The organism is Mumia sp. zg.B21 (genome assembly GCF_019550855.1).
In the GTDB taxonomy this organism is placed as follows: domain Bacteria; phylum Actinomycetota; class Actinomycetes; order Propionibacteriales; family Nocardioidaceae; genus Mumia.
Genome location: NZ_JAHWCJ010000001.1, coordinates 1182682 through 1207551 on the forward strand (window position 1 = coordinate 1182682; position 24870 = coordinate 1207551).

Genomic DNA, 24870 nt, shown 5'->3' on the forward strand with positions numbered 1-24870 from the left:
CGTTCGCAGAGGAGACGTGGCGCGGCTCCTCGTCGCCTGGGTGGCGGGCACCGTCACCCTGGTGGCCGTCGACGTCCTGCTCGACGACCTCCGGTTCACCGCCTGGTGGACGCCCATCGTCGCGTCGGCGGTGATCGGTCTCATCGGCTTCGTCCTGCACCCGTTGCTCGTCGCCGTCGCGGCACGGGTGGGATGGCTCGCCGTGATCGCGCTCGCCGTCGTGGGCCAGGCACTCGTGGTCGCCGTCGCCCTCGCGGTCGTCCCGGGTGTCGAGGTGGAGTCGTGGTGGGCCCCTGTCATCAGTGCGTGGCTGGCCGCGTTGGTCGGCTCGGTGCTGGCCTGGCTGGGGACGGCAGGAACCGACGAGGGGTTCGCCGTCTCACTGGCGCGCCGCGGTCGACGGTCCCGGCCGCGTACGGACGGCCCACTCCCCGACGGCCTTCTGGTGGTCCAGCTCGACGGTCTGCCCTACCCGGTCCTCACGTGGGCGCTCGCCGCCGGCAACGCCCCGACCGTCGACCGTTGGCTGCGCGACGGCTCGCACACGCTCCACGAGTGGCGGCCGACCGTCCCGGCGACGACCCCGGCCAGCCAGCTCGGGATCCTGCACGGGACGGTGGAGCCGGTGCCGGCCTTCCGGTGGTACGACCGCGAGCTGGGGCGGGTCCTCACCGCGAACCATCCGGCGGACGCCGCGATCATCGAGGCCCGCGCGCCCGGACCAGGGCTGCTGGCCGACGGTGGCGTCTCGGTGTCCAACCTGTTCAGCGGCGGCGCCGACCGCTCGGCGATGGTGCTGTCGCGCCTGCGCGTCGCACGCGGCACGACGATCACCCGGGAGGCGGTGGCGTGGTTCCTCCTACGGCCCGACGGGTTCGCGCGCAGCCTCTTTCGCGCCGTCGGCGAGATCGTGCGCGAGCGCACCCAGGCGAGGCGCCAGGTCCGGCGCGACCTGCGACCGCGGATCACGAGGGACTGGGCGTTCGCGCTGCTGCGGGCGGTCACCAACGGCGTCATCCGCGACCTCTCCACCGCCGTGGTAGCCCAGGAGATGCTGCGGGGGACGCCGATCGTCTACGTCGACTACGTCGACTACGACGAGGTGGCTCACCATGCCGGCCTGTTCCGCCAGGAGTCGCTCGCCGTCCTCGCGGCGCTCGACTCGGTCCTCGCCACGCTCGAGACGGTGGCCGAGACGGCGTCGCGCCGGTATCGGATCGTGGTCGTCAGCGACCACGGGCAGTCCCAGGGCGACACGTTTCTCCAGGCCGACGGCGTGACGCTCGCAGACACCGTCGCCGAGCTCACGTCGGGCTCGGTGCAGGCGGTGCAGACGACCGGCGAGGACTACGCCCGGCTGCGTGCTCTCGCCGAGGACATGGCCGAGACTGGCGCCGGCTCGGGCGCGGCGCGGCGTGCCGCCGCCCGGCTCGACGAGCGGACGTCGGTAGTTGCGGACAGTGGCGCGACCCCGGGCGGCGTCCCGCCCGGCCGTACCGTGGCCGACGGCGACAATGCACCGGCCGCGGCCGCCGACAGCGACCTCCTGGTGCTCGCCTCGGGCAACCTCGGGCTGGTCCAGGCCCGTACCGAGCGCCGTCTTCTCCTGCACGAGATCGACGAGCGGTGGCCGGGGCTGGTGCCAGGGCTCGTCGCCCGCCCGACCATCGGGTGCGTGGTCGCGATGACTGCTGCCGACGGCCCGGTGGCGATCGGGCCCGACGGCCTCCACGTGCTCCGCACCGGTGCCGTGGTCGGCGGGTGCGACCCGCTGGCAGCGTACGGCGCCGGTGCGTGCGAGCGGTTGCTCCCCGCCGCGGATCGTGCGGTGGCCCCGGACCTCTACGTGATCAGTGCGTGTGACGTGTCGACCGGGGCCGTCCACGCCTTCGAGGAGCTGGTGGGCAGCCACGGCGGGCTGGGCGGCTGGCAGGACCGGGCCGTGCTGCTGGCACCGGCCGACCTCGGCGCCCCGCCCGCCTCGATCCTCGGCGCCGACTCCCTCCACCGGGTGCTGCAGGACTGGCGGACGGAGCTCGGCGCCTAGGATCGTCGGTCAGACGGAGCGTCGATAGCTCCCGAAGGCCCGTGTCGCGAGGCACGCCATCCCGACGGCGAGCACGAGCAGGAGGCCGAGCCGACCTCCGACGACCGACCAGTCCGGTGCGGCAGACAGCGCCTCTCGTGACGCGACTGCCGCCCAGTCCACCGGGTTGAACCGCGACACGTCGGCGACCCACTCAGGCATCAGGGACGGCGCGAGCATCACCGACGACAGGAAGGTCAGCGGCAGGACGAGGAACTGTGAGATGCCGATCAGCGCCTCTTGCTGGCGGACGAGCAGCGCGACGGCGTTCGACAGGGCAGCGAACACACAGCCGAGAAGGACCGCGGCGGCCACCACGACGATCCACCCGAGCGGACCGCCGTCGAACCGTGCCCCCGCGACCACTCCCACCACCATCACGATCAGCGTCTGCACGACGACGGTGGCCGACTGCGAGGTCAGCGAACCCGCCATCAGCGCCGCGCGGCTCACCGGCGAGGTGAGGTCACGGTCCATCACGCCTCGGTCCATCGCCACGATGAACCCTGTCCCTGCCCAGCCTGCGGAGAACATCGCCGTCATGACGACGACTCCCGGAGTGAGGTAGGTCAGGTAGTTGTCGGACCCGAAGCCGGGAAGCTCCACGACGTTGCGGAAGAGCTGCCCGAACAGCAGCAGCCAGACCAGCGGCTGGACGAGCGTGAACGCGAGATACGCAGGCTGGCGTGCGAAGGTCCGCAGCGATCTCTCGGTGAGCAGCCGCGTGTGCACGAGCGACGTGCTCATGCCGCCACCTCCGCGCTCGTCCCGTCAGGCCCCGTCCCGTCAGGCCCCGTCCCGTCAGGCCTCGACGCGGCGCTCTCGGCAGCGGCGGCGAAGGAACGCCCCGCGTAGCGGAGGTAGACGTCGTCCAGCGACGGCCTCGACACCGTGACGGCGGCGAGCCGGAGACCGGCGGCGTCGAGTGCCGCCATCACCGGTGGGAGCGCGGCGGCACCGTCATCGACCCTCGCGCGGAGCGTGCCGACGTCGCGGGTCAGCTCGCGTACGCCGCCGAGTCTCCCGAGGATGCCGACGGCGCGGTCGGCATCGTCGCGGTCGGCGAGGTCCACCGCGATCGCGTCCCCCGACAGCCCGCGCTTCAACGCCTCTGGCGTCCCGCTGACGACCACACGACCGTGGTCGACGATCACCAGCCGCTGGGCGAGGTGGTCGGCCTCCTCGAGGTAGTGGGTCGTGAGCAGGACGGTGAGCCCGTCGTCGGAGGCGAGACGGCTGATCTCGGCCCAGAGGTCGGCCCGTGCCTCGGGATCCAGCCCGGTGGTGGGCTCGTCGAGAAACAGGACGTGGGGCCGGTGCACGAGGCTCATGGCGACGTCGAGCTTGCGCTGCATGCCACCGGACCAGGTACGGGCGAGACGGCGTCCCGCGTCGGCGAGCCCGAACCGCTCGAGCAGCTCCTCAGCGCGTCCGCGGCTGGCTCGTGGCGACATGCCGTAGATCCGTCCGGACAGGACGAGGTTCTCCACGCCTGTGCCGAGGGGGTCGAAGCCGGGCCTCTGAGACACGTAGCCGATCGCCCGTCGTACGTGCCGTCCGTCGCGACGGACGTCGTAGCCCGCCACGGTGGCGGTCCCCGAGTCGGCCTGGGAGAGGGTGGTGAGGATCTTGACGACGGTCGACTTGCCGGCGCCGTTGGGGCCGAGAAGTCCGAGGACGGTGCCGGCGTCGACGGTGAAGCCGACACCGTCGAGCGCCCGGACCTCACGGTCCCGGGCACGGTAGGTCTTCGTCAGATCGGCGACCGTGATCGCCGACCGAGGATCGGTCGTGGTGGACATGGTGGTGCTCCTTGAGGTGAGGAGTCCACCGCTGGTGCCGTAGCCTTGAGGTGCAGCCGTCGTGGCTCGGCGTCAGCGTCGGACTCGATGGTCACGGTCCCCGGTCGATGCCAGTCGGTCGGGGACCGCGCTTGTGTCCGTACGGCCGCGGGTGCGGCGTACGGGTGTCGTGGGTCAGGTCTCGGGCATCGGGTTGCTCAGCTCGGGGAACTCCTCGACGAGCCGCTGCTGCGTCTCGTCGGGCGAGAGGCCCTCGTCGCGCAGCTCGTGCATGCGCCGCCACACGCCCAGCCCGCCGAAGGATCCCTCGCGGATCTCCGCGAGGAGGCCGGAGACGAACGCGTGCTCGGCGTCGCGCAGGGCTTGCTGGTAGTCGCTCTCGACGACGAACAGCCGCGGGAAGCCGCCGGGGACCGCCGCGCGGATCGCCTCGTACGCCCGTCTCTGGAAGGCGAGCTCGGCGAGCCTGCGCTCGAGGAGCGGCACGACGTCCTCCGGTGGCAGCGTCGCGACGAGCGACAGCGCCGCTTCGAAGTCGGTGAACTGCGCCGTCGGCTCGCTCAAGAGCTCGCTCAGCCAGTCGGTCATCATGACCTGACCGTCTGGGGTGATCTCGTACACCGTCCGCTCAGGGCGTCGCCCCTCGCGCACCGTCTCGCGCGCGGAGATCAGGCCCTTCTTCTGCAGCGACTCGACGACGGAGTAGAGGGAGCCGTAGTTGAGACGGATGCTCTCCTCCTTGTGACGCTGGCGCAGTGTGCTCGACATCTCGTACGGATGCATCGGGCGCTCCGACAGCAGCGACAGCACCGCCAGCGCGAGCGCGTTGGACGGTCGGCGTACGGCCATGGCCACCTTCTCCTCGAAATCGAGTACCCGACTCAGAGTATTACTGCGGGAGTAAGACGTCAACGGCCCTCTCGCCGGGAAGCGAGAGGGCCGTCGAGGGCCGAGGGTCGGGTCGAGCGTCAGTCGGCCTGCGAGGGGATCGTGATCCCGAGGTGCGGGCCGACGTGCGAGAGGAAGTCCGGCACCGGCGCCATCCGGACGAAGTCCGGGAGCGGCTTGGCCGCCGGCTTCGTGGCAGCCGGCTTCTTGGCGGCGGGCTGACGCGCGGGAGCCTTGGCCGTGCCCGCTGCCGGGCGCTTCGCACTGCGGCTCACCGGCGGCGCCGTGGCGCGCCCGGGAAGGGTCTCCCCGGCAGCCAGCGCGTTGAGCACCTTGCGGGGAGCGATGTTCACGTCAGCACGACCGGGGACACCCGGGACGCGACCGGTGCTGGAGTGCTGCCAGATCGCGTACTTGTTCCACGGGGACGGCACCTTCGGCAGCCTGGTCCCGTAATGGGCGACCCACAGGGGGTAGCGCGCGAACGTGCGACGCGCCCCCACGTTGCTCGACCAGAACCCGGGACCGGTGTAGATGATCGGCCGCTGGCCGCTGAGCCGTTCGACGGTGGTGAGCCAGGTCTTGGTCCACGCTCGGATGTGGGCCGGCGAGCGGCCGTCGGAGACCTCGAGGTCCAGCACGAGCATCGGCGCCTTCACATCGGTCCGCCGCACCTGCCGGACGAAGTGGCGAGCCTGTGCACGCGCGGAGCTCGTCGGTCGCGCGAAGTGGTAGAAGCCGGTCGCGAGGCCGGCTCGGGCGCTGGCGCGGCCGTCCACCTTCGCGTACTCGTTGACGAAGCCGCGGCCTTCGGTGGCCTTGACGAACGCGAAGCCGTAGCCGGCCTTGCGGACCTTGCGGAAGTTGATCGCACGGCCACGGGGGTGCTGGTGACCCGAGACGTCGATCCCGCGGACGGCCTGTTTGCGGGCCGAGTCGTCGATGGCGGCGGAGGCCGTCGAGGGCGACGCGAAGGCTGTGAGGCCGAGCACGGTGATGACTGCCAGGGCGATCGTGATCGCGCGGCGAGTCGTGAGGGCGAGGACATGGGTCGCCATGGACTTCTCCTGTTCCGGGGCGGGGGTTCCGCGACCACGGAGGAGCAGGGAAGACAGGCACGAGCAGCCGAGGGGTCTCGGCATTTACGGAGGTGCTCGTACGCTCCGGGGGTCACGGCGTACGGATTGACCGGCGGGCGCCGGACGTCAGGAGCGGATCGTCGTCATCCTGCGCCGACCACCACCCGTCGGGGGACCGGGGTCTCAGCACACACGGCCAGAACCTCGGCCGTTCTCCAATGGGTCAAGCCTACATATCATGACAAACCGGACACAAGAACTCTGGGGTGTGACAAAGGGACCAGGGATCGCGGCCGGTGGCGGCCACGATCCCTGGTCCTCGTTCGTTACCCCTCAGCGCACGACGGCCACGCTGCAGCGCGCACGGTGCAGCAGGCCCTGGCTCACCGAGCCCAGGAGCATGCCCTCGAAGGCCCCGCGGCCACGGGACCCGACGACGACCAGCGCCGCGGTCTCCGAGGCCTCCGCGAGCGCGACCGAGGCCGGGACGGTGATCGCCTCTCGCGTCACCGCGACGCCGGGGAAACGAGCCGCGTACGGCGCCACCACGTCCTTCAGCATGTCCTCCGCGACGGCGATCTCGTCCCCCACGGTGGTGGGAATGAAGCCGGACAGGATCGCCGGGCTCGACGCCGACGTCTGGAACCCGTAGACCACCGCGAGCTCGACGCCCGCGGCCTCGGCATACGCGAAGGCCCACTCGAGGGCGGGGCGGCTGCCGTCCGAGCCGTCGGTGCCCACCACGACGCGGGTCGCCTGAGCCTGCGCCTGCTCACGGACGACGATGACCGGGCGCGGGGACTGCCGGGCGACGTGCTGGCTGACCGACCCCACGACGAGGTCCGAGAGCGTGCTGTGCCCCCGGCTGCCCATCACGACCACCGAGGACTCCTCGGCGCAGCGGACGAGCTGCTCGGCTGGCTTGCCGGTGCGGGTCTCGACCTCGTACGACGGCACGCCGTCACCGTCGAGGAGGGCGCGAGCCTCGGCGAGAAGGCTCTCCTCGACCTCGTCGGCGGCCTCGGAGGCCGCCAGGTCGTCGGTGAGGACGCCGACTGCGCGCACCGGCGCTCCCACCGCTCGCGCGTACCGCATGCCCCAGCGGAGTGCTCGGATGCTGTCGTCGGAACCGTCGATACCGACCAGGACGGGTGCGTGTGCGTCAGTCATGACCCCAGCATGCCCGCAGCGCGGGGACGGCGCCCCAAGGCCCCCGCCTAGACTGTCGGGGTGACCACGACACCGACCGACCTCGGCAACGCCGCTGACGTCCGGACCGTGCTGGGCGACCTCTCGGGCGTCGACCAGGTCGGACTGGAGGCACGCGCCGCCGCGCTCGCGACCCGATCGATCAAGAAGGACGCCAAGCGCACCGCGATCGACCTCGCGATCTCGATGGTCGACCTGACCACCCTCGAGGGCTCCGACACCCCCGGCAAGGTCCGCTCCCTCGCCGCCAAGGCGCTGCGTCCGGACCCCTCCGACCCGACCTGCCCCCGTGTCGCCGCCGTCTGCGTCTATCCCGACCTCGTCGGCACAGCGCGCGAGGCCCTCGGCGACGCCCCTGTCGGCGTGGCCAGCGTCGCGACCGCGTTCCCCTCCGGCCGCGCACCGCTGGAGGTGAAGGTGATCGACACCGAGTACGCCGTCGCTGCCGGCGCGAGCGAGATCGACATGGTCATCGACAGGGGCGCCTTCCTCGCCGGCGACCTGCAGAAGGTCTACGAGGAGATCGTCGCGATCCGCGCCGCGTGCGAGCGCCCCGACGGCACCCACGCCCACCTCAAGGTCATCCTGGAGACCGGCGAGCTCGCGACGTACGACAACGTCCGCAAGGCGTCGTGGCTGGCGATGCTGGCCGGCGCCGACTTCATCAAGACGAGCACGGGCAAGGTCTCCCCGGCCGCCACGCTGCCGGTCACCCTGTTGATGCTCGAGGCGGTCCGCGACTACCGCGACGCCTTCGGCCGCCAAGTGGGCGTGAAGCCCGCCGGCGGGATCCGCACCACCAAAGACGCGATCAAGTACCTCGTGACGGTCAACGAGACCGCAGGGATCGACTGGATGACGCCGACCTGGTTCCGGTTCGGCGCGTCGAGCCTGCTGAACGACCTGCTGATGCAGCGACAGAAGCTCAAGACCGGTCGCTACTCCGGCCCCGACTACGTGACGATCGACTGAGGCACCGATGGCTGAGTTCACCGATCCCCCCGTTGTCCCCCCGACCGGGCTCGACTACGCGCCCGCCCCCGAGTCGCGCTCCGTCGTCGACCTCCAGCCCTCGTACGGGTTGTTCATCGACGGCGCGTTCACCGAGGGCAGCGACGGCCGTACGTTCAAGACGGTCAACCCCGCCACCGAAGAGGTCCTCGCCGAGGTCACCGAGGCCACCGAGGCCGACGTCGACCTCGCCGTGGACGCCGCGCGGCGGGCGTTCGCCGGCTGGTCCCGGATGCCGGGCCGCGAGCGCGCGAAGTACCTCTACCGGATCGCCCGCATCCTCGCCGAGCGGAGCCGAGAGCTGGCCGTGCTCGAGTCGCTCGACAACGGCAAGCCGATCCGCGAGTCGCGCGACGTCGACATCCCGCTGGTCTCGCAGTGGTTCTTCTACTACGCGGGATGGGCCGACAAGCTGTCGTACGCCGGCCTCGGCGCCAACCCGCGCCCGCTCGGCGTCGCCGCACAGGTCATCCCGTGGAACTTCCCGCTGCTCATGCTCAGCTGGAAGATCGCGCCGGCCCTCGCCGCCGGCAACACCGTCGTCCTCAAGCCGGCCGAGACGACGCCCCTCACCGCGCTGCTGTTCGCCGAGATCTGCCAGCAGGCCGATCTCCCGCCGGGCGTCGTCAACATCGTGACGGGCGCGGGAACGACCGGTCAGACGCTCGTGTCGCACCCGGGCGTCGACAAGGTCGCGTTCACCGGCTCCACCGACGTGGGTCGACAGATCGCCCGTGCGGTCGCGGGCACGAACAAGCGACTCACCCTCGAGCTCGGCGGCAAGGCCGCCAACATCGTCTTCGAGGACGCGCCGATGGACCAGGCGATCGAGGGCATCGTCTCGGGCATCTTCTTCAACCAGGGCCACGTCTGCTGTGCCGGGTCGCGGCTGCTCGTCCAGGAGAACGTCTACGACGAGGTGATGGAACGGCTCAAGCGCCGGATGGCGACCCTGCGCGTGGGCGACCCGCTCGACAAGAACACCGACATCGGGGCGATCAACTCGCGCGAGCAGCTCGAGCGCATCACCGAGCTCGCCGACGCGGGTGACGCCGAGGGTGCCGAGCGCTGGTCGCCACCGTGCGAGCTGCCGAGCTCCGGCTTCTGGTACGCACCGACGGTGTTCACCGGCGTCACGCAGGCGCACCGGATCGCGCGCGAGGAGATCTTCGGCCCCGTGCTGTCGGTCCTCAGCTTCAGGACACCCGACGAGGCGGTCGCGAAGGCCAACAACACCCCGTACGGCCTCTCGGCCGGAGTGTGGACCGACAAGGGCTCGCGCATCCTGGCCATCGCCGACCGGCTGCGAGCCGGCGTGGTGTGGGCCAACACGTTCAACAAGTTCGACCCGGCGTCGCCCTTCGGCGGCTACAAAGAGTCCGGCTACGGCCGCGAGGGTGGCCGCCAGGGCCTCGCCGCATACCTGCAGGAGGGCGAGACCGCATGAGCCGGCTCGACGTGCGCAAGACCTACAAGCTCTACATCGGCGGGTCGTTCCCGCGGTCGGAGTCGGGGCACACCTACGAGGTCCTCGACACCGAGGGACGCTTCCTCGCCAACGCCGCCAAGGCGTCGCGCAAGGACGGCCGAGACGCGGTCGGTGCGGCCCGGAAGGCCTTCGGCGGCTGGAGCGCCCGCACCCCCTACAACCGCGGACAGATCCTCTATCGGGTGGCCGAGATGATCGAGGGTCGCCACGACCAGTTCATGTCCGACGTCGTCTCGGCCGAGGGCCTCAACACCCAGCAGGCCTCGAAGGTCGTCGACGCCGCGGTCGACCGGTGGGTCTGGTACGCAGGGTGGGCCGACAAGCTCGCGCAGGTCACCGGCAACGCCAACCAGGTGGCCGGCCCCTACTTCAACCTGTCGTCCCCCGAGCCGACGGGCGTGGTCGTCGTGGTCGCGCCGCAGGACGACAGCCTCCTCGGGCTCGTCAGCGTGCTGGCTCCCGTCATCGTCTCCGGCAACACCGCGGTGGTCGTGACGTCGTACGCCCGCCCGCTCCCGGCGGTGACGCTCTCCGAGGTCCTCGCCACGTCCGACGTGCCCGGTGGGGTCGTCAACATCCTCACTGCGGACGCAGCGGACGTCGCCCCGTGGCTCGCCGGTCATCTGGACGTCAACGGGCTCGACCTCACCGGCGTCGACGACGCCTCGCTCGCCACCGACCTCGAGGCGGAGGCCGCCGTCAACCTGAAGCGCGTCGTACGCCCGAGCAGGCCGGACTGGGCTGCAGAGCCGTCGCTCTCCCGGATGACGGCCTTCCTCGAGACGAAGACCGTCTGGCACCCCGTCGGCGTGTGACCGCTCACCGCTCCCCCGGGGTCGTGGTCCTCACCGGGCCGTCAGGCTCCGGCAAGTCCCGCGTGGCCGAACGCAGCGGCCTGCCCGTGGTCCGGCTCGACGACTTCTACCGCGAGGGCGACGACCCGCTGCTGCCGACCATCACGTTCGGCGACACCGAGGTCGTCGACTGGGACGACGCCCGATCGTGGGACGCCGCCGCCGCGTGCGACGCCCTCGAGCGCCTGTGCACGACCGGCGAGGTCGAGGTCCCTGTGTACGACATCGCCCTCAGCCGGCAGACGGGGAGGCACACGGTCGCTCTCGGTGACGCCACAACGGTGGTGGCCGAAGGGCTGTTCGCCCAGGCGGTCGTCGCCGAGCTCGCGCGGCGCGGGCTCCTCGCCGACGCCATCTGCGTGCGGCACCACCGCGTCATCACGTTCGTCCTCCGGCTCGTGCGCGACCTGCGCGAGAAGCGCAAGCCGCTCCCCGTTCTCCTCCGACGCGGCTGGCACCTCATGCGGGAGGAACCGACCGTCGTCGCGGAGGCGGTCGACCACGGCTGCCGCCCGATGACGCCACGCCGGGCCGAGCGCCACATCGACATCGTCGCCGCCGCCACACGACGGTGACGGCGGCGACGAGGGTGACGGCTCAGTAGCGCGAAGGCTCAGTAGCGCGACTGCAAGGCGTTGATGAAGACGTCCACGATCTCGTCCGGCTCGCGCGCGAGGTAGACCTGCCCGCCGCTGGCCGTGGCGATCTTCTGCAGGGCGAAGCCGTCCGCGTCCTGGGTGATACCGATCGCCACCACCACGACCGGACGTGCTGGGTCCCGCTCGCGCTGCAGCGCCGCCACGAGCTCGCCCTGGGAGATGCTCCCGGGGTCGTCGTTGCGCCCGCCGGTCAGGATGATCACCGAGTTGACCGTCTTGGGATCGTAGGACGCCTGCACCTCACGGTAGGCCGCGAGCGTCACGTCATAGAGCCCGGTGCGCCCACCGACCCGCTTGGGCAGACTCTGGATGACACGGGTCACCTTCTGGCGCTGGGTGCCCGCCCCGTCCTTCGCGTCCAGGCGCTGCATCGATGCGAGCGCCTTCCAGTCCTTCTTGCCGTCGAGCTTCTCGGAGAACACCCACGTACCGAGCGCCCACGAGTCCGGCATCAGGCCAAGGCCCTTGAGTGCGGCCTGCGCGGTCAGCGCCATCTTGGTCGACCCGCCAGCACGCGCCTTCATCTGCTTGGACACGTCGATCACCGCGAGCGCCCGGGCCGGCATCGCGATGAGCGACCACCTCTTGATGGTGTCGGCGACGATCGCGTCGTCCGAGAGGGACATCGCCTCGAAGTCACCGACGCTCCGTCCCGACTCCAAGGGTTCACCCAGAGGAGAGCGGAACCCGGCCTTCGTGAACGCGGCCTGTGAAGGCTTCGACATCAGCGCATCACCCAGTGCCTCCGCCGCCTCGTCGTGCTCGGAGTCACCGGAGACCGCCACCAGCGGATAGCCGAGCGCGAGGCTGGCCGAGGTCGGCAGCACCGGGTCGAACGCGGCAGACGACTCGGACCAGGCGTTGAACGCCTGCTCGCTGACGACCGTGCTGCCGCCCGACTTCGCGACCGCCGCGAGCAGCGCCGCCGGATCGGTCGGAGGCGGGTTGCCGGACTGGCGCTGCGCGAGCCTCACCTGAGCGGCACTCACGGTGTTGAACGTCGTGGGCGAGACTCCGCGGGCAGCTTCCGCGTAAGCAGCGAGGAGCGGCCCCGCGGCGGTGGCAGTGGCGAGCGGGTCGCCCGCGGTGAACGTCGCGCTGGTGAGCACCGAGAGCCAGGACGAGGGGTGGGGTCCGTCTGACTTCGGCCACGCCAGGACCACAGGGGTGCTGGCGATCGAACGCACGACCGTCTTCGGCGCAGCGACGCCCTCGACGAGCTGGGACGACACCCGCGACACCCACACCGACGAGTCCGGGACCCACAGCTCCGGCGCGCCGTCACCGATCGCCACCGACTGCGCGGTGAGCGCCGGGGGCTCTCCCACCACCTCGTAGGCGAGGCACGAGCCGCGATCCACACGTCGTGCTGCCGCGGCGACGAGATCCTCCGCCTCCGGGGCGACGGCGACCCGCACCACCACGTCGGAGCCGCACCCTGCTGATGCGGAAGGGTCGTCGTGGCGAGCCACCAGAACGCCGACCACCGCGACCGCGACCACGAGCGCCACGGCACCGACCGCGTACTTCAGGCCCCCGCGAGCCCCCAGGTCCTTGTCCCCGGCGTGTCGCCCGCCCATGTCTGCTCCTTGACTCGTGAACGGCTGCCGGCGGCGTCCCTCGACGCCGCCGCTCCGCCCCGATGTCCCGGGCGGAGCGACGGCATGCGGGTGGAGCTAACCGCGGGCTTCCAGTGCCTTGACGAACACGTTCGCGATCTCGTCCGGCTCACGGGCGATGTAGGACTGGCCGCCCGTGGCCTTCGCGATCTTCTCGAGCGCCGATGCGTCCGCGTCCTTCGTGATGCCGATCGTGATGACGATCACCGGGCGAGCGGGGTCACGCTCGCGCTGCAGCGTGGCGAGCAGCTCCGACAGCGAGAGGCTGTTGGCGTCCTCGTTCTTTCCGTCGGTCAGGATCACGACCGAGTTGATCGACTTCGGGTCGTACTGCGCCTGCACCGTGCGCCACGCCGCGAGGGTCGTGTCGTACAGGCCGGTGCCGCCTCCGACGAGCGAGGGCATCGATCGCGTCGCGTCGACGACGAGATCACGGTGCTTGACGCCATTGGTGACGGTGCCGAGCTTGCGGATCGCGGCGAGCTTCTTCCAGTCCTGCGTGCCGTCGATCCGGTGGGAGAAGGCCCACGAGCCGACCGACCAGGAGTCGGGCATCAGCGACAGGCCGGTCAGCGCCGCCTCGACGGTCAACGCCATCCGGCTCGAGTCACCGGCCTGCGCCTCCATCGAGCCCGACACGTCGACTACCGAGAGCATCTGCGCCGGCAGGGCGATGACGGACCACTTGCGCAACGTCTGCGCGACCAGCTGAGGGTTGTCGATCGTGATGGGGGCGAACTTGCCGACGCCCACGCCCTCGGGCAGGGGCTCGCCCTTCGGGGTCCGGAACCCGGCGGCGGTGAGGTCCTTGACGCCGTCGGCCGAACCGAGCGCCGAGGCGAGCGCCTTGCCGACCTCCTTGTTGCCCGGGTTGTCCGACGTCGCCGCCATCGGGTAGTCGAGTAGCAGACTGCCCGTCTGGGGGACGACCGCGACGAACGGGCTGGCCTCCTGCGCGGCAAACGCCTGCTCGCTCACGACCGTGCTGCCCCCGGCCTTCGCAACCTCCGCGAGGAGCTCCGACGGATTGGTCTTGGGTGTGGTGACCGACTGCCGCTGGGCGATGGTGACCATCGTCGCGCTGACCTGGTCGGCACTCGTCAGCCCCTTGGCCGCCTCGGCCTGCGCCGCAAGCAGAGGGACAGCCGCCGAGGTCGTGGCGAGCGCGTCCCCGGTCGTAAACTTCGGGTCCGACATCGCCTGGAGCCACGTCTCCGGACGCCCGGGGCCGTCCTTGGGCAGCGCCAGGACGATCGGTGACAGGGCAACCGACTTGGCGATCTCCTGAGGCCCCTGCGCGCCCTCGACGAGCTGCGCGCTGACGCGGGCGAGCCAGAGCGACGAGTCCGGGATCCAGAGATCGGGTGCGCCTTCGCCGATCGCCAACGTCTGCGCGACGAGAGCGGGAGCCTGTGGCTCGACCGTGAACTTCGCGCACGCGTCGCCGCTGACGCGCTTGGTCGCCGCCTCGACGACCGGCGCGATCTCAGGCGCGGCCGCGACGGTGACGTCGCGCGTCGTGGAGCACGACGCAGCAGCGGGGTTGTCGTCCTCCTGAAGGACGAACACCCCGGTCAAAATGGTGGCGATGACCACGAGCCCGATGCCGTACTGCCACTTGTGGCCGGAATCGGACTCCTTGGCAACGGCATGACGCCCGCCCATAGAATCTCCCTAACTCGTGGCACGTTTCACACACGACTGCGCACAAGGTAGCAGAGTCCGAATTGCTAAATACCATAAGCAGGCTTGATCGCATCTTGGATCAGTGCGAGGCGCTCGTCGAACGGCAGGAACGCGCTCTTCATCGCGTTCACCGTGAACCATCTGAGGTCGTCCAGGTCGTAGCCGAAGGCGTCCACCAGAAGGCCCATCTCGCGTGACAACGAGGTCTGGCTCATGAGGCGGTTGTCGGTGTTCACCGTCACCCGGAAGCCGAGCCGAGCGAGCGTGCCGATGGGGTGCTCGGCGATCGACGCGGCCGCCCCGGTCTGCACGTTCGACGACGGGCACAGCTCGAGCGGGATGCGCTTGTCACGGACGTACGCCGCCAGCCGGCCCAGTCGGGGACGCTCTGGGTCACTGATGTCGATGTCGTCGATGATGCGCACGCCGTGACCGAGCCGGTCGGCACCGCACCACTGGATCGCCTGCCAGATCGACGGCAGCCCGAACGCCTCACCCGCGTGGATGGTGAAGTGGGCGTTCTCGCGATGCATGTACTCGAAGGCGTCGAGGTGGCGGGTCGGAGGATAGCCGGCCTCGGCTCCGGCGATGTCGAAACCGACGACACCGCGATCGCGGTAGGCGACCGCCAGCTCGGCGATCTCCAACGACCGCGCCTGGTGCCGCATGGCCGTCAGGATCTGCCGCGCGTGGATCGTGCGGCCGCGACGTGCGGCCTCCGCCGTCCCCTGGGCGAAGCCTTCGCGTACCGCGTCGACGGCGCCGGTCAGCGAGAGCCCTTCACGAAGGTGCTGCTCGGGCGCCCAGCGCACCTCGGCATAGAGGACGCCGTCGTCGGCGAGGTCCTCGGCGCACTCGCGCGCCACACGCACGAGATCCTCGGTGGTCTGCATGACACCGACCGTGTGCTCGAACGTCTCGAGGTAGCGCACGAGACTGCCCGAGTTCGCGGCGTCGGCGAACCACTGCCCGAGCGCGGCGTGATCGTCGACCGGCAGCTCGTGCCCTGTGCGGTCCGCGATGTCGGCGACGGTCGACGGACGAACACCGCCGTCGAGGTGGTCGTGCAGGAGGACCTTCGGGACGCGTGCGATCTGCTCGGGACTGACCATCGGGTCAGCCTAGTTCGCCGCCGTCAGACGATGCGCTCCAGGACCGGGGAGCCGGCCACGGAGGGCGCCGCGTCGCCGATGTCGTAGCCACCCTCGAGCGCGGCGAGGGCGCGGGGGAACCGCTCCGGCGTGTCCGTGTGCAGCGTCATGAGGGGCTCCCCCTCGCGCACGGCGTCACCGGGCCGCACGTGCAGCTCGACACCGGCCGCCGCCTGCACCGACTCCCCGGGCCGCGAGCGGCCTGCGCCCAGGCGCCAGGCGGCGAGCCCGACGGCCATCGCGTCCAGCCGGGTGACGAACCCGTCACGCTCGGCAGCGACCACCTGGATGTCGCGGGCACGAGGCAGCTCGGCATCGGGGTCCCCACCCTGGGCCGTGATCATCCGGCGCCAGACGTCCATCGCGCGACCGGACGCCAGCACGTCGGCCGGGTCGACGTCTTCTCGGCCGGCGGCCGAGAGCATCTCCCGCGCCAGGGCGACCGTGAGCTCCACGACGTCCGCGGGACCACCGCCCGCGAGCACCTCGACCGACTCGCGCACCTCCATCGCGTTGCCCGCGGTCAGCCCGAGAGGTGTCGACATGTCGGTGACCAGGGCGCGGGTGTCGACGCCTGCGTCCTTGCCGAGCGCGACCATCGTGCGGGCGAGCTCGCGTGCGGCGTCGAGGTCCTTCATGAACGCGCCGGACCCGACCTTCACGTCCAGGACCAGCGAGCCCGTCCCCTCGGCGATCTTCTTGCTCATGATCGAGCTCGCGATCAGCGGGATCGACTCGACGGTGCCGGTGACGTCGCGCAGCGCATAGAGCTTCTTGTCGGCCGGCGCCAACCCCTTGCCCGCCGCGCAGATCACGGCGCCCACGTCCTCGAGCTGGGCCATCATCTCCTCGTTGGAGATCTCGGCGCGCCAGCCCGGGATGGACTCGAGCTTGTCGAGGGTGCCACCGGTGTGGCCCAGTCCACGGCCCGACAGCTGCGGGACCGCGACGCCGCAGGCCGCGACGAGCGGGGCGAGCGGGAGCGTGATCTTGTCGCCCACTCCCCCGGTCGAGTGCTTGTCCGCGGTCGGCCACGAGAGACCGGAGAAGTCCATCCGCTCACCGCTGCGGATCATCGCGTCGGTCCACCGGGCGATCTCGGTGAACTCCATGCCGTTGAGCACGATCGCCATCGCCAGCGACGCCATCTGCACGTCGGCGACCTCACCGCTGGTGAAGCCGTCGACGACCCAGTCGATCTGAGATCCGGTCAGCACGTGGCCGTCCCGCTTCGCCGCGATCACCTCGACCGCGTCGTGCCCTGACATCGTCATGCTGCCTTCCCGAGGTTGATCTGTACGGACTCGAAGCCTCGCAGCACCCAGGTCGGCCGACGCGGGGCGACCCCGGTCAGCTCCAGCCGGGGGAACCGCTGGAGGAGGCGCGAGATCGAGATCTCGAGCTCCATCCTGGCCAGCGGTGCACCGAGGCAGAAGTGCAGTCCCATCCCGAAGCCGACGTGCGGGTTCGGATCGCGGGCGACGTCGAACGCCTCGGGGTGGGTGAAGACGGCGGCGTCACGGTTGGCCGATCCCATGAGACAGGCGACCGTGTCGCCCTCGCGTACCAGGGTGCCGGCGACGTCGACGTCCTCGGTCGCCGTCCGCTCGAACATCTGCAGCGCCGCGTCGTAACGGATCATCTCCTCGAGCGCCGTGGTCACCGACACCTCCCCGGAGAGCACGCGGTCACGCTGCTTGGGGTGCGACAGGAGCGCATGGACTCCGTTGCCGAAGACGTTGACCGAGGCCTCGTGACCGGCGTTGAGCAGCAGCACCACGGTGGCGACCAGCTCGTCCTCGCTGAGGCGGGCCGCGCCGCCCGAGGCGGTGTCTCGCTCGGCGATGAGGTCGGTGAGAAGGTCCTCCCCGCGGATGCCCTGCGCCATCTGCGCCTTGCGCTCGTCCACCAGCTCGGCGACGTACGCGCTGAAGGCCACGCTCGCCTCGATGGCCTCCCGCTTGGTCGTGTCGTCGACGCCCTGCTCGTACATGTGCACGATGGCCTGCGACCACGCGCGCAGCTGCGCGTGGTCGGCGCCCGGCACACCGAGCAGGTCGCAGATCACGTCGACCGGCAGCGGCTCGGCGTAGTCGCCGAGGATGTCGGCCGTGCCCGAGAGCCCGTCGAGCAGCCCTGCGGTCAGCGCCTCGACGCGTGGCCGCATCCGTTCGACGTGGCCGCGCCCGAAGGCACCGGCGACGAGCCGCCGCAGCCGCGTGTGTGCGGGCGGCTCGTTCTCCATCATCTGGTTGCGGTGCAGAGCGTTGAACGGCTCCATGTCGTCGACCGGCTCCCAGTCCCGCCAGAGGCGGCCGAGCCGTCGGTTGCGCAGCGTCTGGCTGACCGCGTCGTGGGTGGTGGCGAGCCAGCGCCGGGACGGCTCGTGCCACAGCAGCGGGCCTGCGGCACGCAGCTCGGCGAGCACCGGGTACGGATCCGCGACGAACGCGGGATCGCTGAGGTCGACGTCGGTCTTCACGCCTCCATCATCGCCCGCGGCGCTCAGCGGCCCGTCGCGAGGTCGCCGTCGTCGAAGGCGTCCGGGAGGACCTCGGTCATCGGCACGACGCCACGCGGCCCGTCCAGGAGCATCTGGGGCCCACCGCTCTCCCAGAGCAGCTGACGGCACCGACCGCACGGCATCACCGGGTCGCCGTGGCCGTCGACGCACACCACGGCGACCAGGCGACCACCTCCGGTGGAGTGCAGCGCCGAGACCATCCCGCACTCGGCGCAGAGCGCGACCCCGTACGCCGCGTTCTCGACGTTGCAGCCGACCACGACACGGCCGTCGTCGACCAGGCCCGCGGCACCCACGCGGTAGCGCGAGTACGGAGCGTACGCGCGCTCCATCACCGCGACAGCCGCCTCGCGCAGGGCGGGCCAGTCGACGGTCACCGTGGGTGTTGCGTCCGTCATCCTGCCTGCCCCTTCCGGTACGGCTTCCCGTCGGCCGCGGGCATCCGCAGCCGTTGTGTTCCGAGCGCGAGCACCAGCAGCGTCGCGACGTACGGCGTCATGCCGGCGAACTCGCGCGGCACCTCGTCGCTCAGCAGGAACCACGCCAGGAAGCCGACACCCACGGCGGCGAAGAGGATCGCGTTCTTGCGGTCGCCCTGCCGCAGGCGCAGGACGGTGAAGACCAGGAGCAGCACCGCGACCAGGAGCAGCAGCGCGTGCACGGCGTCGGCGTTGCGCAGCTGCATCGCGTCGGTGTAGCCGAACATCGTCGCGGCGCCCGCGGCGCCGAACGGTCGCCAGTTGCCGAAGATCATGGCCGCGAGCCCGATGTAGCCACGGCCACCGGTCTGCCCGGTGACGAAGCCGCTGGAGGCCACGAGCACGAGCATGTAGCCACCGAGACCGGCGAAGACACCGGAGATGACGACCGCGACGTACTTGAAGAGGTAGACGTTGACCCCGAGGGTCTCCGCAGCCTGCGGGTTCTCTCCGCACGAGCGCAGCCGGAGTCCGAAGGTCGTGCGCCACAGGATCCATGCCGTGAACAGCACGAGTGCCGCCACCAGGTAGACCATGATCGACATGTTGCGGGTGAGCGCTGCGACCACCGCCGCGAGGTCGGAGATCACGAACCAGTGCTTGCCGGCGAGCTCGGCCGCGGCGTCGCCCAGCCAGGGGATCTCCACCTTGGGTGGCGTCTCGAGACCGGTGAGCTGCTTGATGCCGCCGCCGTCGAGGTCGCGGAAGTAGGCCTCGGCGAGGAACGCGACGGCTCCGGCGCCGATGATGTTGAGCGCGACACCGGAGACGATGTGGTCGACCCCGAACGTCACCGTGGCGACGGCGTGAAGGAGGCCGCCGAGGGCGCCCATGAGCGCGGCACCGAGGAGGCCGCCCCACGGACCGTAGAAGTAGGTGAAGTAGGCCGCACCCCAGGTCCCGAGGATCATCTGTCCCTCGAGCCCGATGTTGACGATGCCGGCGCGCTCGGCCCAGACGCCGCCGAGCGCGGCGAGCAGGATCGGGCAGGTCGCGATCAGAGCGGCCTGGATGGTGCCCACGGAGTCGATCTCGTGGGCGCCGCTGATCAGCCGCACCGACGACACGATCGCCAGGAAGCCGAAGGTGACGATCAGCCAGCGGTACGACCGTCCGACCGAGGCCGACGGTGCGGGAGGAGGCGGCGGCGTCGTCGTCGTGACCACGGTGCTCATGCCGGGACCTCCTCGGTGGTCGCGTCCTGGCGGGCCTGGGCGACCCTCTGCTCCTCGGACCGGACGCGATATCGACGCACCAGCTCGTAGGCGATGACCACGGCGAGCACGATGATGCCCTGGGTGATCTGGATGACCTCGACCGAGATGCCGGCCTCGATCGTGAGGCGGTTCGACTGCTCGTTGAGATAGGCGAACAGCAGGGCGGCGAAGGCGATCGGCAGCGCTCGGTTGCGCCCGAGGAGTGCCACCGCGATGCCCGTGAAGCCGAGACCGACCTGGAAGGTGGTGCCGTAGTAGTGGGCGCTGCCGAACAGCGACGGCATCCAGATGAGGCCGGCGATGCCGCCGGAGATGAGCATCGTCAGGATCGTCATCTTCTTGGTGTTCACACCGCTCGCGACCGCGGCGGACTCCGACTGCCCGGTGGCTCGCAGGTCGAAGCCGAACCGTGTCTTGTTGAGCACGAGCCAGAAGGCGACTCCCGCGAGGACGGCGAGCAGGCCGAGGGTCCAGACCTCCCCGGCGGCCTTCTCGAAGGGCTGCCAGCCCGGCACCTGGCTGGACTCGGGGATCACCTCGGTACGGCGGGAGTCACCGGCCTTGACGCCGTAGGTGTTGATCAGGTAGCCGGTGATCGTCACCGCGATGGCGTTCAGCATGATCGTCGAGATGACCTCGCTGACGCCGCGCGTCACGCGCAGCAGGCCTGCGATCCCGGCCCAGGCGGCGCCGGCCGCCACGGCCACCAGCAGCGCCCCGATCACGTTGAGAGCACCGGGCAGGAGCGCAGCCCCCGCGAACAGCGCACCGGCGTACGCGGCCATGCGGTACTGGCCCTCGACACCGATGTTGAAGAGGTTCATCCGGAAGCCGACGGCGGCGGCGAGCGCGGAGAGGTAGATCAACGACGTCTGGTTGGCGATGTTGACCAGGATCCGGTCGGCCGGCCAGGAGAAGATGATCCCGATGAAGTCAGCGGCAGAGCCGCCGGAGATCTCGATGACCAGGCTCGTGACCGCGAGCGAGAACGCGATCGCGAGGAGGGGCGCGGCCACGGCCACGGCGATGTTGCGCAGGCGGTTCATTCTTCCTCCTGTCCGCCCGTCATGGCCTCACCGAGGTCCTGCGGGGTGACCGTACGCGGGTCGAAGGTGCCGACGAGGCGACCCCGCAGGATGACCTCGATCCGGTCGGAGAGGCCGATGAGCTCGTCGAGGTCGGCAGAGATCAGCAGGACCGCGAGGCCAGCCCGGCGGGCGTCCTTGATCTGGTCCCAGATCGCTGCCTGGGCACCGACGTCGACGCCTCGGGTGGGGTGGGAGGCGATGAGCAGGCTCGGCTCACCGGAGAGCTCGCGCCCGACGATGAACTTCTGCTGGTTGCCGCCGGACAGCGCGCGGGCCATCGTGTCGATGCCGGGGGTCCGGACGTCGTACTGCTCGACGATCCGCTCCGCGTCCCGCCGCGATCCACCGCGGTTGATCCAGCCGCCCTTGACGGCGACGTCCTCGTAGGTGTGCCCGAGGACGCGGTTCTCCCAGAGCGGGGAGTCGAGGAGGAGTCCGTGCCGGTGCCGGTCCTCCGGGATGTAGCCCACACCTGCTGCGCGCCGGCGTCGTGTCCCCCAGCGGGACATGTCCTCGTCCCCGAGGCGCACCCGGCCGGTGGCGGGCCGCATGGCGAGGATGCCCTCGACGAGCTCGTTCTGCCCGTTGCCCTCCACGCCGGCGATGCCCAGAACCTCGCCGCGGTGGATCTGCAGGTTGATCCCCTCGAGGACCGTACGGCCGAACTCGTCGACCATCGTGAGGTCCTCGACCGACAGCTGGACGGTCTCGGTGACGGTCGACTCCTCGGTCGCGGGCGACGGCAGCTCGGACCCGACCATGAGCTCGGCCAGCTGCCGCTTGGTGGCGCTCGACGGGTCGGGGTGGCCGACGGTGGTCCCGCGACGCAGGACCGTGATCGCGTCGGCGATCGACAGGACCTCGTCGAGCTTGTGGGAGATGAACAGGATGGTGTGACCCTCGGCCTTCAGTCCTTCGAGGTTCGCGAAGAGCGCCTCGACCTCCTGCGGGACGAGCACGGCGGTCGGCTCGTCGAGGATGATGATCTTGGCGCCGCGGTACAGCACCTTCAGGATCTCGAGCCGCTGCCGGGAGGCGACGCCCAGCGACTCGACGAGCACGTCGGGGTCCAGGTGGAACCCGAATCGCTCGGAGATCGCTCGGACCTCGGCACGAGCCTTCGCGCCGGTGCCATGGAGCTTCTCGGCCCCGAGGACGACGTTCTCGAGGACCGTCAGGTTGTCGGCCAGCATGAAGTGCTGGAAGACCATCCCGATCCCGTGCGCGATCGCATCGGACGGGCTCGAGAACGAGACGACCTCACCGTCGACCTGGATGGTCCCCGCGTCCGGCTTCTGCACCCCGTACAGGATCTTCATCAACGTCGACTTGCCCGCGCCGTTCTCGCCGATGACGGCGTGGACCGTGCTCGGCGCGATCCGCATGTTGACGTCGTGGTTCGCGACTACGCCGGGGAAGCGCTTCTCGATTCCCTGGAGCTCCACCGCGGAGGTCGTCATCGTGCTCCTTCTGAACTCCAGCTGAACGGGCTCGGACCCGGGGTGACTGGACGCCACCCCGGGTCCGCTGCCACGACCGTCACGATAGGACTCGAGGCCCTACCTGGCGATCACGGCGCTGCCGAAACCTTGATCTTGCCGCTCTTGATCTCGTCCGCGTAGCCGTTGAGCTCACCCTCGATGTCGTCGACGTACCCACCGGAGGTGGCGTAGCCGACGCCGTCGGACTTGAGATCGTAGACCTTGTAGCCGACGAGCGGCTTGCCCTCGTCGACTGCCTTGATCGCGTCGAAGCTGGCGACGTCGACGCGCTTGAGCATCGAGGTCAGGATGTGCGGCTTCTCGGACTTCGAGGCGGTCAGCCACTGGTCGGAGTCGACGCCGATGGCCCACATGCCGTCACCGGCCTCGACAGCGGCCTGGAAGACACCGGCACCCGAGCCGCCGGCGGCGTGGTAGACCACGTCGGCGCCCTGGTCGAACATCCCGGTTGCGGCGGCCTTGCCCCCGGCGGGATCGTTGAAGCCGCTCGCGTCGGACTCCTCGATGTACTTCACCTGGACCTTGATGTCCGGCTTGGCCTGCTTGGCGCCTGCGACGTATCCGGCCTCGAACTTGTTGATGAGGTCGGAGTTCACGCCGCCGACGAAGCCGACGGTTCCGGTCTTGGACTTGAGCGCCGCGGCAGCGCCGACGAGGAACGAGCCCTGCTCCTCGGCGAACCCGAGGTAGGCGACGTTCTCGTTGGGCTGGTCGTCGGGATCGAAGCCGTCGACGACGTCGAAGTTGACCTCCGGGTAGTCCGGAGCGACCTTGTTGACCGACTCGCTGTAGAGGAAGCCGACCGCGAGGATCGGGTTGTGGCCTCCGTCGGCGAGCTGGCGGAGACGGTCCTCACGAGCGGACTCGGCCTCGCCGTCCTGGGCCTCGGCCTCGGTGCAGGTGGCGTCGAGCTCGTCGACGGCCTTCTTGACGCCGACGGCGGCGGCGTCGTTGAAGGACTTGTCGCCCTGACCGCCCACGTCGTAGGCGATGCCGACGTTGGGGCCGTCCCCCTTGGCGGCCGCGCAGTCGAGCGCGTTGCCGCCCGACTTCGCGTTGTCGTCATCGCTGTCATCGTCGCTGCCGCAGCCGGCGAGAGCCAGCGCAGCCACCGCGGCCAGCGCGGTGATCTTGCCCATTCGACGCAAGGGGACTCCTCAGTCAGGAAATTTGTTCGTGCCCGGGCCAGGCCCGGAGGATTTTCGAACCATAACCCCGACGTCTGCGGCACGAACCACAGACCCCCAGGTAGATGCGCACTTGTTATCGGCGCCACACCGGTCCGCGCGGGGTGGTCAGACCGTCGCGCTCGCCAGCGCCGACATGGCGAGGACCTTCGCGCCGATCGCCACGGCCCGCTCGTCGATGCGCAGGTTGCCCTGGTGGAGGTCGTACGTCGGTCCGCCAGGAGTGCGGGTCCCGAGCCGTCCCATCGATCCAGGGACCGACTCGACGAACCAGGCGAAATCCTCGCCTCCGAGGCTCTGGCTGGTCGTCGTCACGGCGGTCGGGCCGAGGGCGACGGCGACCGCGTCGCGCAGGATCTCGGTCGACTCCACGTCGTTGACGACCGGCGGGACGCCCTGGGTGTAGGTGACCTCGGCATCCACGCCGTACGGAGAGACGATCTCGCGGACGAGCGCCCGCACGAGGTGCTCCGCCTCGTGCCAGGCGGTGGCGTCGAGCATGCGCAGCGTCCCGGAGGCCTCGCCGGTCGCGGGGATGACGTTGGGAGCGCTGCCCGCGTTGATGCTGCCCCACACGAGACTGGCCCCGGCGCGCGGGTCGAGCCGTCGCGAGAGCGCCGCGGGCAGCTGGGTGCAGAGCGTCGCCAGGGCGAAGGTGAGGTCCTGGGTGAGATGAGGACGCGACGTGTGGCCCCCACGGCCGCTGAGCTGGACCCGCACCCGGTCGGCGGCACCGGTGATGGAGCCCTCTCGCAGCCCCACGAGCCCGACGTCGAGAGAGGGGTCGCAGTGCAGCGCGAACGCCCGAGAGACGCCCGACAGCGCGCCCGCGGCGAGGATCGACAGCGCACCACCGGGCATCACCTCCTCGGCGGGCTGGAACACCAGCCGCACCCGGACAGGGAGCCCTCCGTCGTGCGCGTGCCGCGCGAGGGCGCCGGCCGCCCCGATGAGGGCCGCGGTGTGGACGTCGTGGCCGCACGCGTGCGTCACACCGGGCACGGACGAGCGCCACGGGTCGGAGGTCTTGTCTGTGATGGGCAGGGCGTCGAGATCGGCGCGCAACGCCACGACGGGTCCCTCGGCGTCACCGACCTCGGCGACGAGCCCTGTCGGGTCCAGTCGCGTCGACTCGATCCCGAACTTGTCCAGCCAGCCCGCCACGACGTCGGTGGTTCGGTGCTCCTGCCAGGACAGCTCCGGATGGGCGTGCAGGTCACGGCGGACGTCGAGCAGGTCGGGCACGAGTGCGTCGACGGCCGCGACGAGGTCCGCGGGCGTGGGCATGGCCTCAGGTTATCGCGAGGTCTCGGTCGCACCGCCCCGGCCGGCGGCAAGTC

Annotated in this window: 21 protein-coding genes; 5 read left to right on the plus strand and 16 right to left on the minus strand. The window is 70.5% G+C overall.

What is annotated here, in order from left to right; all coding sequences use genetic code 11:
- Positions 1–16: 16 nt before the first annotated feature.
- Positions 17–2047, plus strand: coding sequence for a phage holin family protein (locus KV100_RS05835; RefSeq protein WP_220341926.1), 2031 nt, complete (start codon positions 17–19; stop codon positions 2045–2047).
- A gap of 9 nt (positions 2048–2056) precedes the next feature.
- On the opposite strand, the gene KV100_RS05840 is transcribed toward KV100_RS05835, so the two are convergent.
- The 5 genes from KV100_RS05840 to KV100_RS05860 form a co-directional block, all read right to left on the minus strand.
- A complete protein-coding gene (locus tag KV100_RS05840) occupies positions 2057–2833 on the minus strand; it encodes an ABC transporter permease (protein ID WP_220341927.1) in 777 nt (258 codons plus the stop codon).
- Positions 2830–3888, minus strand: coding sequence for an ATP-binding cassette domain-containing protein (locus KV100_RS05845; RefSeq protein WP_220341928.1), 1059 nt, complete (start codon positions 3886–3888; stop codon positions 2830–2832). Before KV100_RS05845 ends, KV100_RS05840 begins: the two co-directional genes overlap by 4 nt.
- A gap of 174 nt (positions 3889–4062) precedes the next feature.
- Positions 4063–4737 carry a PadR family transcriptional regulator gene (locus KV100_RS05850; protein WP_220341929.1) on the minus strand — a complete coding sequence of 225 codons (675 nt, stop codon included), beginning with the start codon at positions 4735–4737 and terminating at the stop codon, positions 4063–4065.
- Positions 4738–4856: 119 nt separating this feature from the next.
- Positions 4857–5834 (minus strand): glycoside hydrolase family 25 protein, encoded by a 978-nt coding sequence (locus KV100_RS05855; protein ID WP_220341930.1) that lies wholly within the window; start codon positions 5832–5834, stop codon positions 4857–4859.
- Between the two features lie 354 nt (positions 5835–6188).
- Positions 6189–7025 carry a universal stress protein gene (locus KV100_RS05860; protein ID WP_220341931.1) on the minus strand — a complete coding sequence of 279 codons (837 nt, stop codon included), beginning with the start codon at positions 7023–7025 and terminating at the stop codon, positions 6189–6191.
- 60 nt (positions 7026–7085) lie between these two features.
- Here KV100_RS05860 and deoC point away from each other — a divergent pair, with 60 nt between their 5' ends.
- Genes deoC through KV100_RS05880 form a run of 4 tightly spaced genes read left to right on the plus strand, consistent with a single transcriptional unit; the run spans position 7086 to position 10993 of the window.
- On the plus strand, positions 7086–8036 hold the full coding sequence (deoC, locus tag KV100_RS05865) for a deoxyribose-phosphate aldolase (protein ID WP_220341932.1): 951 nt from the start codon (positions 7086–7088) through the stop codon (positions 8034–8036).
- A gap of 7 nt (positions 8037–8043) precedes the next feature.
- The gene (locus KV100_RS05870) at positions 8044–9522 is read left to right on the plus strand and encodes an aldehyde dehydrogenase family protein (protein WP_220341933.1); all 1479 of its coding nucleotides are present in this window, start codon (positions 8044–8046) and stop codon (positions 9520–9522) included.
- A complete protein-coding gene (locus KV100_RS05875; RefSeq protein ID WP_220341934.1) occupies positions 9519–10379 on the plus strand; it encodes an aldehyde dehydrogenase family protein in 861 nt (286 codons plus the stop codon). The genes KV100_RS05870 and KV100_RS05875 overlap by 4 nt, the downstream gene beginning before the upstream one ends.
- The gene (locus tag KV100_RS05880) at positions 10376–10993 is read left to right on the plus strand and encodes an ATP-binding protein (protein WP_308290210.1); all 618 of its coding nucleotides are present in this window, start codon (positions 10376–10378) and stop codon (positions 10991–10993) included. The genes KV100_RS05875 and KV100_RS05880 overlap by 4 nt, the downstream gene beginning before the upstream one ends.
- Before the next feature lie 38 nt (positions 10994–11031).
- On the opposite strand, the gene KV100_RS05885 is transcribed toward KV100_RS05880, so the two are convergent.
- From KV100_RS05885 to KV100_RS05935, 11 genes are all read right to left on the minus strand, one after another.
- The gene (locus tag KV100_RS05885) at positions 11032–12657 is read right to left on the minus strand and encodes a substrate-binding domain-containing protein (RefSeq protein WP_220341935.1); all 1626 of its coding nucleotides are present in this window, start codon (positions 12655–12657) and stop codon (positions 11032–11034) included.
- 96 nt (positions 12658–12753) lie between these two features.
- Positions 12754–14361 (minus strand): substrate-binding and VWA domain-containing protein, encoded by a 1608-nt coding sequence (locus KV100_RS05890; RefSeq protein ID WP_220341936.1) that lies wholly within the window; start codon positions 14359–14361, stop codon positions 12754–12756.
- A 65-nt stretch (positions 14362–14426) separates the two neighbouring features.
- Positions 14427–15494, minus strand: coding sequence for an adenosine deaminase (locus tag KV100_RS05895; RefSeq protein ID WP_220341937.1), 1068 nt, complete (start codon positions 15492–15494; stop codon positions 14427–14429).
- Positions 15495–15517: 23 nt separating this feature from the next.
- Positions 15518–16801: a thymidine phosphorylase gene (locus tag KV100_RS05900; RefSeq protein WP_374197350.1), complete on the minus strand. Its 1284-nt coding sequence runs from the start codon at positions 16799–16801 to the stop codon at positions 15518–15520.
- Positions 16802–16803: 2 nt separating this feature from the next.
- Positions 16804–18015, minus strand: coding sequence for a cytochrome P450 (locus KV100_RS19905; RefSeq protein WP_220341939.1), 1212 nt, complete (start codon positions 18013–18015; stop codon positions 16804–16806).
- Between the two features lie 23 nt (positions 18016–18038).
- Positions 18039–18434, minus strand: a complete 396-nt coding sequence (locus KV100_RS05910; protein ID WP_220342527.1) for a cytidine deaminase — start codon at positions 18432–18434, stop codon at positions 18039–18041.
- Positions 18435–18451: 17 nt separating this feature from the next.
- Positions 18452–19711, minus strand: a complete 1260-nt coding sequence (locus KV100_RS05915; protein WP_220341940.1) for an ABC transporter permease — start codon at positions 19709–19711, stop codon at positions 18452–18454.
- Positions 19708–20799 (minus strand): ABC transporter permease, encoded by a 1092-nt coding sequence (locus KV100_RS05920; protein ID WP_220341941.1) that lies wholly within the window; start codon positions 20797–20799, stop codon positions 19708–19710. Before KV100_RS05920 ends, KV100_RS05915 begins: the two co-directional genes overlap by 4 nt.
- Positions 20796–22301: an ABC transporter ATP-binding protein gene (locus tag KV100_RS05925; RefSeq protein ID WP_220341942.1), complete on the minus strand. Its 1506-nt coding sequence runs from the start codon at positions 22299–22301 to the stop codon at positions 20796–20798. Before KV100_RS05925 ends, KV100_RS05920 begins: the two co-directional genes overlap by 4 nt.
- A 110-nt stretch (positions 22302–22411) precedes the next feature.
- Positions 22412–23482: a BMP family protein gene (locus KV100_RS05930; protein ID WP_220341943.1), complete on the minus strand. Its 1071-nt coding sequence runs from the start codon at positions 23480–23482 to the stop codon at positions 22412–22414.
- Between the two features lie 156 nt (positions 23483–23638).
- Entirely contained in the window at positions 23639–24817 is a 1179-nt protein-coding gene (locus tag KV100_RS05935) for an amidohydrolase (protein WP_220341944.1), read from the minus strand.
- Between the last annotated feature and the right edge of the window lie 53 nt (positions 24818–24870).